This is a genomic window from Stenotrophomonas rhizophila (genome assembly GCF_000661955.1).
In the GTDB taxonomy this organism is placed as follows: Bacteria; Pseudomonadota; Gammaproteobacteria; order Xanthomonadales; family Xanthomonadaceae; genus Stenotrophomonas; species Stenotrophomonas rhizophila.
In genome coordinates this window covers 2,032,668-2,043,301 of sequence record NZ_CP007597.1, presented here as the reverse complement: position 1 = coordinate 2,043,301, position 10,634 = coordinate 2,032,668, and the positions used below count along the sequence as shown (strand labels likewise).

7 protein-coding genes are annotated in these 10,634 nt (G+C 63.1%); all 7 read right to left on the bottom strand.

Going from position 1 to position 10,634, the window contains the following annotated elements:
- Positions 1–417 precede the first annotated feature (417 nt).
- Positions 418–1,263 carry a DUF6708 domain-containing protein gene (locus tag DX03_RS08790; protein ID WP_185753499.1) on the bottom strand — a complete coding sequence of 282 codons (846 nt, stop codon included), beginning with the start codon at positions 1,261–1,263 and terminating at the stop codon, positions 418–420.
- A 216-nt stretch (positions 1,264–1,479) separates the two neighbouring features.
- On the bottom strand, positions 1,480–2,526 hold the full coding sequence (locus DX03_RS08785) for a DUF6708 domain-containing protein (RefSeq protein WP_038688008.1): 1,047 nt from the start codon (positions 2,524–2,526) through the stop codon (positions 1,480–1,482).
- A 177-nt stretch (positions 2,527–2,703) separates the two neighbouring features.
- Complete coding sequence (locus DX03_RS08780) at positions 2,704–3,723, bottom strand: DUF6708 domain-containing protein (RefSeq protein ID WP_038688006.1); 1,020 nt, start codon at positions 3,721–3,723, stop codon at positions 2,704–2,706.
- A 9-nt stretch (positions 3,724–3,732) separates the two neighbouring features.
- Positions 3,733–6,459 (bottom strand): T6SS effector BTH_I2691 family protein, encoded by a 2,727-nt coding sequence (locus DX03_RS08775; protein WP_185753498.1) that lies wholly within the window; start codon positions 6,457–6,459, stop codon positions 3,733–3,735.
- Positions 6,446–7,291, bottom strand: a complete 846-nt coding sequence (locus tag DX03_RS20425) for a DUF4123 domain-containing protein (protein WP_051598799.1) — start codon at positions 7,289–7,291, stop codon at positions 6,446–6,448. Before DX03_RS20425 ends, DX03_RS08775 begins: the two co-directional genes overlap by 14 nt.
- A gap of 3 nt (positions 7,292–7,294) precedes the next feature.
- The gene (locus DX03_RS08765; RefSeq protein ID WP_038688002.1) at positions 7,295–10,036 is read right to left on the bottom strand and encodes a type VI secretion system Vgr family protein; all 2,742 of its coding nucleotides are present in this window, start codon (positions 10,034–10,036) and stop codon (positions 7,295–7,297) included.
- A 230-nt stretch (positions 10,037–10,266) separates the two neighbouring features.
- Complete coding sequence (locus DX03_RS08760) at positions 10,267–10,620, bottom strand: hypothetical protein (RefSeq protein WP_038688001.1); 354 nt, start codon at positions 10,618–10,620, stop codon at positions 10,267–10,269.
- Between the last annotated feature and the right edge of the window lie 14 nt (positions 10,621–10,634).

The following is a 10,634-nucleotide window of genomic DNA, read 5'->3' as shown; positions in this document are numbered from 1 at the left end:
CCGCAGATTCAACTGGGGCGACCCATCATCAGCAGAACATCAGTCGAGACGCCGCACGATTCATTCGCGACGGAAAATCAACCAACCATCGGAACCTATACAGTGCACAGTGTGACCCAGGTCACAATGTGCACCGATCAAGAGCGCCGAGCGACGCCGCGCTCTTGTTCCAGGCTAACCCGGAAACTCGGACATGCCACCTAGAATAGGGAACACAGGCAAGTCAGTCGAGTAGCACGCTGGGAAAATGCCCTATTCGGTGCATCTTCACATCGACAGCCCCTCAATCGGGCGCGCGTGTGCAGCCTGCCGCATGTCACCGGATGCAGACGAGCACACAGGCACAGCATGCGCGTCGCCAAGTCACGATGAAGTGGCACCGCCGCACTGGCATTCTCCTCTGAGAGCGCTAAGCAGTCAGACACCGCGTCCCGCATAGAACTGCCCGACATACTCCGGCTCCGGCCACTGATGCGGATCGGCCACGTCGACGACGGATTCCGTCACCACATGGGCCGGCCACTCCGGCGCTCTGCTGCTCTTCAACACCAGCCATCGGCATACGACCAATGGCCCCAGCAACGGCATCAGCACCGTGCGATACGGTAGCAACGCCTCACCGAGGCTGATGATCACCGTCAGGTAGCAATTCTTCCAGGTGTCCGCCACAGACAGGTGCACACGCCGCGACGACGGCGCGTCAACCACGTGCTCCGGTCCTTCGTCCATGTAGCGTCGGATGAACTCCCAGATCTCGCGAATTTTGTCCGCATCGTCGAAATAGTGACCGACGGCAAAGGTATGCCTGACCGTATCCCCCTCCATGACGTGGCAACGAATATCGCGCAGGAACGTCTCACCCTGACCGTGCCCAAGATGGAAGTACGCTTGCTCCCACGGCACGCTGATGACGCCGGAAGGGCCCGCATCCGTATAGGCGTGCACCATCCGCGTGCGACGGTTGAACCGGATCGGGTAGTACTTGTAGGTGAAGAAATCGCGGCCAATGACCAATCGATACATCAGCGCGAACTGACCGACGAAGCCGATCACCAGAACGCCCGCCATGAACCAATCAACCGCTCGCCCCGCGTACACGGTGGGAAGCCAGGTCACCAGCATCCATACCCCGAACAGCGCCAAGGCGGTACTGACCAGCGTTACCACGGTCGTCGTCACCATCCCCCGAAGACGGTAGCGCCGATCAATCACATCCATGTACGTCGAGTTCAGGCGGATGACGCAGTGCCGTTCGTTGCTCACGCCAGTGCGCTCCCGCTTCAATGGCTCACACTGCTCGGTAGGGTCGATCGTTCGATCCACCTTGAACCTTCTCAACCAACCTGTGTACATCCTCGTCTCACTCCCGTGTTCGCTCGCATGCGGGAACAACGCACTCAGCGGGCCTATCCAAGCCAATGTGACGTGCAGCAGCAAGGATGCGGCAAGTGACACTGCGCAGGCGCTTGTTCGAGGCGATCAATGCCCGCCGTTTCCCTTCATCCGTGTGCGCAACGTCTCGTTGAGCGCCATTGCATCACGGGTGGCTTGCGTCCAGTACGCCAGCATGGTTTCGCTGCCACGGCCGTCGCCTACCCGACCGTACACGACCGGCTCCTTCAGGCTCCCAGCCTCCGCACCGCCGGCGCAATCATCCTCGACTGCGCGCGGCCAGCTGGGGCGTCTGCACAGCTTCATCGACAGATACCTGAACATGGCCCACGGCAGCGTAATGGGCAAAGCAAGCAGACCCAGGCCCGTGCCGGCAGACGACACATGGATGATGATGGCATTCCGAAGGCTGGGCGTGGTCGATGTGTAGAGTTGCAGCGGCGGAAATGGAAGCGCCTCCATGCCCCCGTCCATGTAGCGGCGAATCATCTCCCAGTGCGCCAACGTTGGCCCGGGATTGGCCCCACTGTCGCTGCCAACGGCGAAGGTGTGAATCACCTGATCGCCCTGCATCAGGTGGCCGCGAAGATCGTAGGTTGCGTCCCTGTCGCCCGCGCCCACCGGCGCGCCGCTTCCGATGATGAAACGCACCTCATCCCACGGTGCCGAGAGCGCGCCACGGCGGCCACCGGTAAAGACATGCACCCTGCGCGACTTGCGGTTGAACCGAACGGGATAGTACTGATACCGAAAGACATCCCGGCCCAACAGCATCCAGTAGCTGAAGGCTGCCAACCCGGACGACAGTGTGACGATCCAGCCCACCACGAAACGCTCGCCCGTTGTCAGCGGCCGTGGAAAGCCCTGGGGCGTCACCGTTGGTGCCATTGCCATCGCAACGGCGAATGCAACGGCAAGCGCAATGACCAGCAGCCCCCACATCGCCCCCCAGCCGCGATAGTGGAAATGCCGGTCTACATATTCGATGAACGTGGGATTGAGCGCGATGATGCCCTGGTCGATTGGATCCTTGACCATGCCATCGAAATTGCGCACATCTGCGTTGCGCTCGGCGTCCGACAAGGGTCTGTTGACCCGATAGCGCTGGGCCAACCAGCCTGCAAATGCACTCATGCTCACATCCTTGAAGTCGGCCGTTGCGCCAGGCGCTGCCGGGTTGGACGTCGTCCAGCCCGCGTTGCGTACGACTGCGCTGCGTGACACCAGCAGAAACCGGAGCCACCCAGCGCCGCGCACCGGGTTCAATCGGGCCTGGACCGCGCTGACAGGCAGCGTCCAGTCACCCACGCCTCACCTGAAGAGCGACGCCAGGCCCTGGTCCTCCGCCCTTGCCTGCGTCTCAGCTTCGTTCCAGTACTGCATGAACGCCGCCTCCCCACTCCTGCCGCCCGGAAGGTCGCCGTAAACCTGCGGTTCGCGCAGAACCCGGCTGCCACGCGCTGGCGCGCATTCTGCTTCCACCGAGCTTGGCCACACCGGGCGCTTACTGCTTGCCAGCGCCATGTAGCGGGCGACACCAATCGGAAACAGGAAAGGCGCGAGTATCCAGCGCAATGCGCCGTTGAACACTGCAAACGGAATGATGAACGCGTTCTTCAACGAAACACGCGAGGACGCAAAGATGCCAAGCGGAGGGAACGGCAGATCGTCCATCCCTTCATCCATGAAGCGGCGAATCATTTCCCAATGCGCAAGGACGACCCCCGGGCTACTGCCACCATCGGATCCGATCGACACCGTATGAACAATCTTGCCACTTTCGATGACATGCATCCGCAGGTCGTAAATGCGGACGTTGTTGGCACCGGTACCGCCATCTTCGTTGATGAAGAAGAATGCATCGTCGAACGGCACCTCAAGGTACTTCCGCGCCCCGCCGGTGAACACATAGACCTTACGGTTGGCTCGATTGAAGCGGACAGGATAGTGGGTGTACCGAAACGCATCCTTGAGCACGAGCACCTTCAGCGCCACAAGCGCGGGCACACCAAACATCACGGCCATGATGACCAGCGCCCAGAACACAGGCGCAACCTGTCCCTGTGAGCTTTGCAGGAATCCGTAAATGCCTGCGCCGCCAAGGACCACGCAGAAGACAACAAGAAACCCACCCCCAAGCACCCCCCAGCCGCGCATCAGGAAGTACCGGTCCAGATACTCCAGGCAGGTGGAATCGAGATGGATGGCGCCTTTGTTCAGTGGCTTCGGACGCGGTATCCCGGGAGATCGCAGGTTGGCGCGCGCTTCCTTCTCGGAAACTTCACGGCCCAGCTTGAAAGGGCTGACCAGCCAGCCAGTAAAACTGCTCATCGGGAGGTCCTACTTGGCTTGCAATGCGACATACGCTGCTTCCTGGTCTTCAAGTGACTCGAAACGTCCATGATCATGCGCACCAAAGGGTGTCTTGTTGATCCAGATTTCGATCTTATCATCGCGAATAAGGTTGATCAGCCACTCGCCAACAAACCCGATGATGGCCAGGACAATCATGATGATGAAGCCTATGCCAGCGGTCATCCAGCCGAACAGCACGCACACGGCAACCACAGCGCCGCCCACAGCCGTTGCGCCGAACAGGATGGCCATCGGTATGTCGCCACTCTTGGCGGCTTCATAGAACTTCCAACCATCGACGACGGCGCCAAGGAACGCCCCCACGGTTCCTACAAGCTTGCCCATCCATCCGATGACGGCCGATGTCGTCCTCAGTTCGACGGCCGCGATCCGCACCGATCGCGCCACCTGCCCATACGCAGTTCGTTCCAATCCGATAGCGGTCAACTCAATGCTCGTCCCCGCAAGCCCGAACAGGGCCGATCCCAGGCTGATGCGGCGGCGATTCTCTGGACCTTGCTTCTCGTCATCAAGCTTGGTGAAGGCATCCGCGGCGTTCCAACCATCCAGCAGCAGACCCACCACACCGAAGCCAACGTCTGCCCGGATGTTGACGGATGCAAAGGAGGCTGCGCGGCTTCTGACCACGGCCCGCAACTGGTCCTCGCTCAACAGCGCCCGGTCCAGGGTCGTGATATTCGTCCCGCGCAGGGCACGCATGGTTTCATCGTCCCAGTAGACCGCCCATTGGAAGACCTTGCGACCCCGCGCATTCCGCTCACCGGTGGCGGTCCGCGCACCGGATCGTTCTGTCAGCTGCTGACGAAGATGCGTATCCACCTGCTGGCGGGCACGTGCCTTCTCGGCGGGAGACTGCCCAGCCGTCAGCGCCTCCACGATGAAGTGGGCAAGCTCGGCTTCGGACGCCCTCACAGGGAGCCGGGTGATCTGCCGGCCCGATACGGCGCCCATCAAGGCCATCATCCGGTGCTTCATGGCAATGCTGAGCGCAATATTCGCCGCACCAACTTTGATGGTCTGCCCTGCCTTTGAAAGCCCGGTGATGAATGACCCGGCGATCTCATGCATGAAGTTGGCCACAATACCGGTGCGGGTCTGCATGTCCGCCGGATTGTTCTTCTTCCTGTCGTCCACGTGTGCGAACGCCTTCAGCACGTTGCTCCAGGCGCCCGGGTTGTTGGCCAGTTCGAGGCTCGGCCCGGCCGCAAGCTCCAGGTACTTGGCGATCGTGGTGTCGTTCAGGACCAGCGCACGCAGGGTGATATTGCGCTTTTCATCGAAACGCCCGTTGAGATCCTTCAACAACGCAGCAGCAACCTGGTCGTGACCGGTGATGCCTTCCACGCAGCGCTGGACAATGACGGTGAATGCCCCGCCACCGCCTTCGAGGCCTTCATGATGGTTGGACGACAACCAGTCACGAAGTGCATCGGACTGATACCAGCGAACGAACGACATCGCCAACGGCGTCAGCTGGCTGCTGGTGAATTCCTTGGTTTCCCGCTCCAGCTCTGCTTCGAACTTGGACACGGCCGACTCGTCGTAGTCATCCTTGTAGCGGTTCCACGCTGACACGCGCGCCTTGCGGTCCTGTTCGGCGGTCAACGACTCGGGCATCTTGATGAGTCCGGCAGCGTAGAGCTCTGCCGATGCCTTGCCCGTGATCGCCGTTGCGCGCCGCTCGCTCAGCTCGGTAGCGGCCGCCTGATCTTCGATCGCCTTCCGGATGCCCTTGATGCCCGTCGCCGCGGCCAACTTCCAATTGCGATCCTTGCCGGTTTCGAAGTCCCTCACCAACTCCCGCATCAAGGCCGACACGTCCTGGGTAAGACCGGCGGGATCGTTCAGGGCCAGCATCATCGCCGGTACCTCCGGAGACGCCTTCTTGACCCATTCCTCCATGCCCGCGACCTGCTGCTTGCAGCGGCGGAAGGCGAAGGTGGTGAAGTCATACGCCGGGTTATTGGAGACCGTCACGCCTTCAAGATTGACCTGCTTGATCATCTTTCCGGTTTTTGGATCCAGCACCATCTGCGACGTCGGCTGACTCGGGTCTCGAGGCTTTGCAACCTGCTCTTCGAACGCAAACTCACTCACCAGACGCTTGGCGTCACCCACTTCACCGGTGTGATCGGGGCGCGCCCCGCCAACCCACGCTTTCACATCGACCGCGCGCATGTGCTTCTTTCGCTCGGAGGAGAGCCGGTTGCGCTTCAGCACCTCGGGCGCCCACGGTGCCTCGCTGAAGCCAAACCAAACCTTGCCGGCCCTCGAAGGGTCGGGGATGGTGACGAAGCGCGCCAGCTGCGAGGTCGCCATGCGCGCACAGGTGGGCGCGAACTCCTCCATCGGCGGCGCATCGGCGTGCACATCAAACTCAAGCAGGTAGGCATCTTCCGTGACGAAGTACCCCTTCCATTCGCCCCGCGCCTCGTTGAATACGTAAAGATAGCCTTGGCGTGCCAGTCGCAAGGTGTACTGGGCACGCGCAGCCGGCAGGACGATGTCCTTGACGCCCGCTCCGAACTTCCCTTCCAGCGGCGGCATGGTGAATCCTGCCCGCACATCGGTACGCGCAAGTGAGTAGCGCAAGGGAAGAATGGGCAGACCGCGTTGGTCGCACATCTGGCATTTCTTGCTCGGATCGCAGGCCCCAAGGCCACCCGGCTGTTTGGTGTCAGTTGTTGCCACGTTCGTCCAGCTCCTCTGCATTCACTTCCATTGATTGGCTGTACTCGTCCATCCATGCCGACAAGTACCCGCACTCCCCCGCGACAGCCAGATCGATCATCCTTCGCTCCACAGGCTGGTCATGCACCTGGGGAGACCTGACAAGCGAGAGGAAGGCGAAGAACTCCACATCTTCATCGGTGCTCAAGCCAAGTGCCTGGGCCCTCATCATCTCGTTGAACGCAGTCCTCCTTGATGCGTCGGTGTCCAGCACCGGGGCGCCGTCGCGCGCCAGCCTGGCGAAGACGCGATTGACCGACCCCGTCATGGACAGCGCCCGCATCTGCTCGATATCCAGGTCAAGCCGTTGCGCGGCCGCCCGCTCACTTGTACTGGCCGTCCAGCGCTCACTGCCAGGCACCGGCCAGGACCAGTGACTGATTGGGCCCAGCAGGGCGTCGACCTGGAGGGGTCGCAGGATCCAGCGAAGGTTGAGCCACACCCGCGGATCGTGCAGACGCAGCCACATCGCTTCGCCGCCGATCTTCTGCACCATCGCGCTCGCCACATGCCTGGCTACCCGACTGGGCGAGGCCTGGCTCCGCAGCAAGCCGCAGAAGGGGGCTTTGTTGCGCGCGTTGCCATAGTTCATGGTCTGATCCAACCGATACAGACGATCATCCTCGTCCAGCTCGGCCAACGCGATCAGACGCGGCATGTGCTTTTCTTGTCCCTTCAGTGCATCCGGAACAATCGGCTCACTTGGCCAAAGCGCCACGATGTCGGCATCGATCTGCATCGGATTGATCAGCGCGAAGTCCTGGGACATGAAGAAGCGGTGGCTGAACTCCATGCATCAGCTCCCCAGCGGCACAACAGCCGCACCACTCTGCTCGGCTGCTCTCACGCGGAACTGGCACGGCCCGTGGCTTCCGGAAGGCAAGGTGGGCGCCGCAAGCTTCAACGCCTTTGCCCCCGTCCACTCCCGCTGCGTGCCCTTGAACTCCACCTTCCCGGGCGCGCCCAGCTCGATGTTGTCGCCCTCGATCCGGATGTAAGCGCCGGCCGCCGTCGCCAGCAAATGCTTGCTCGGCGCCGACAACTGCACATCGGCCTGGGTACTGGTGATCTTCACGTTGGTCTTGGCCGCCAGGATTGCCTGGTTCTTGTGTGCGCGCGCACTAACCTTGCCCTGCGCAGCGTGCAACGCGATCCCACGTTCCTGGTTCGGACTCTCCGGTTTCGGCTCAGCACCGGCGGTGTACAGCACCAGCCCGCCGGCCACTGCCATCGTGATCGAGCCCTGGCTCAGCCAGTTCAGCGCCACGCCCGAGGCCAGCGTGGTGTGCGTGCCACTCACCCAGACCTGGTCGGCCGGGGTCAGGCTCATCACGCCAGCCACGCCGCTGCCCATCAAGACCGGCTTGTCCCAGCCCGGGGCATCGCCATCGCCGCCGCTGATGCTGCCCGCCGCGCTGCCGCTCTGCGTGGCACGCAGGCTTTCCTGCAGTTGTTCCAGCGCGTCGTGGGCCTGCAGCGTGGTCGGTTCTTCGGGCAGTTGCGCCTGCTGGTTCACTGCCGATTCGTTCAGGCTCTGCAGCAGTTCGGCACTTTCCTGCAGCTGGGTCAGCGCCTGGTTGGCGGCCAGCTGCGGCTCGCCCGGTTCGGTGCTGAGCAGCAACCCTTGCCCTGCGCGAAGCGAGCCGAAGGCCTGCGTGGAAAGCTCCGCGCCGAAGCCGCGCTCGGTCTCGCGCACATTGTCTTCGCCACCCTTCAGGTGCCCCAGGGTGAGCGTAGTTGAATGCTGGGTGGTGGACAGCTGCGCGCGGCCCTGGCCGGGCGTGTCATCCAGGCGCATCTGCTGGTAACCGCCCTGCCCGCCCTGGCTGTCGGCCAGCGCCTGACTCTTGAAACCCGTGTAAACCGCAGGGTGTTCATTGCCGTCGAACCACGCCGGTGCATTGCCGGTGGCGTTGGCACCGCCGCTGGCGACCTGATTGTGGGCCGCGTCGGCCTGGCCGCGGCCGTTGTAGACCGCGCCGACCACGACCGGTCGATCGATGTCACCTTCGAGGAAGGCCACCAGTACTTCCTGTCCACGACGGGGCAGCACCACGCCGCCCCAGTTGTCACCGGCCCAGGGGGTCATCACCCGCACCCAGGTCCAGGCACCGCCGTTGGCCGGGGCGTTGTCGTCGCCGCCAGGATGGGCCAAGCCGGTGCTCGATGAACCACCGCGCTGCCACGGGAACTGCACCTTGATGCGGTGGTCGCGATCGGACTGCAGCGGCTCGCCGTCGCTGACCACGATGGCGCTGAGCGTGCCGGTGATCGACGGGCGCGGATGCAAACGCGTGCCGTGGCCGTCTTCGGTCTGCGGGCGGTACACCACGTCGGCCGGAATGGCGACGAAGCGGTTGTCGTAGAAGGTGGTGGTGAGGTCCGGCGCGGTGTTGCCCACGGACAATCCCGTCAAAGCGCCCGGCAGGCTGAGCGGCGCCTGCGCGGCCGGCCCCAACTGCTGCTCCAGCGCATCAAACACATCGGCCTCGAAGTTGTTGCGCGCCTGGTGCTGCACCGACAGGCATAGGAAGGCGGTGCCGGCATCCACGCCCGGATGCTGGCCCAACTGGAACTGGGCGCCTGGCGTCAGCTGCCGCCACTTGCCCTGCCCTTCAATCGTGTGCGCGCGCACGCGCAGCGCATCCAGGTGTTGCTGCGCGCGGCGCTCACCACGCGCGTTGTCCTGCCAGCCGTACGGGCCGCAGGTGTCGGCATCTTCGCCGGTCGCCTCGTGTGCGGTCTGTGCTTCAGCGCTGGCCTGGCGCAGCTCCAGCGTGCGGTGATCCCAGGTATGGCGCGACACCTTGGTGGTGCACCAGCGGCGTGCGGTGGACCACTGCTGCACGCTGTCATCGCGCTCGGTCACATCGCCGCGGTGGAAGCGCACCGTGCCCAGGTCCCTGGCACCGTGGTGGTTGTCGGCCAGCACCAGGGTATGGGCGCCAAACGACTCGCTGCCCGGGTCGTCCGCATGCTCGAACCAGTAATAGATGCCCTCTTCGGCCAACAGGCGCTGCACGAAGGCCAGATCGGTTTCCTGGTACTGCGTGGTCAGGCTGCGCTTCGCGTAGAGGCTGCGGTCGGTGAGGTCCCAGCGCCATGCCGGAACCAGGCCACTGTAGTCGGCGAACACGTTCTCGACGATGTCGACCACGCTGGCGTCATGAAATACGTAGCTGTCCACGCGCTGGCCCAGGAAGGCCAGCCAGGGCTGCAGGCGCAGGCGATACCGCGCCAGGCCGCCGTTGCTGCCAATCCGTTCGGCGGCGGTGATCCGGCCGTGGAACGGGCGTGCGCTGCCGATGGCCTGCATCTGCAGCAATGCCGGCTGCCCAAGCAGATTGTCCAGCGACAGGTTGGCATCGGTCGACAATGCGATCACATCGAACACAAAGCCGATGCCGTCGATCTGCTCGACGCCATTGAGCGACTCGGCCACCAGCACGTCGCTCCCCAGCGAGGTGCGCAGCTGCAGCAGGCGCTGTGCCTGCCCCGGTGCCGCAAGCGCGGCGAGTATCTTGGTTACGGAATCCATGATGCATCCCCGCATTCATTAGCCCAGTGAATTCGACTGGAGCGATCCATCGTCAGCATAGATCAGCGCAAGCACCGTATATTTCACCCGGGCTGTACCCCGGGTGGGCATTGCGTCGCACACGTCACATGTCACACGTTTCCAGCGGGAGGACAGGCCCCGACGCATCGCGTCGGCGAGCTGTCCGATGCATCCGCCGCGGGTGCGGCGGCTGCACCTGAAGGCCTCTATCAGGCCGACTGCGTAATACGTTCCAGCTGCAGCTTGGCGCCTTCGTTCAGCAGCAGGCGGTAGTCGCGGCCGCCAGCGGTGACCGAGACTTCACGGGCATTGCTGACCAGCTGGTTGGCCTTGCCCTGCGCGGGTGCGTGGGTCTGGATGCGCCAGGCGCCACGGCTGATCTGTGCAGCCAGGTTGCGGGCATCCTGGCGGGCATCGGCGGCGGCACCGTGCAGCAGCTCGACGATGTGCTCCGGGCGCAGGCGGTTCCAGGCGCGCACGTTGTTGGTGTCGCGGGCCAGGCCCAGTTCGAGGCTGCCACAGTTGGCAATGGCCTTGGCGCGGTTGAATCCGTAGAAATCCATATTCGTATCTCCTT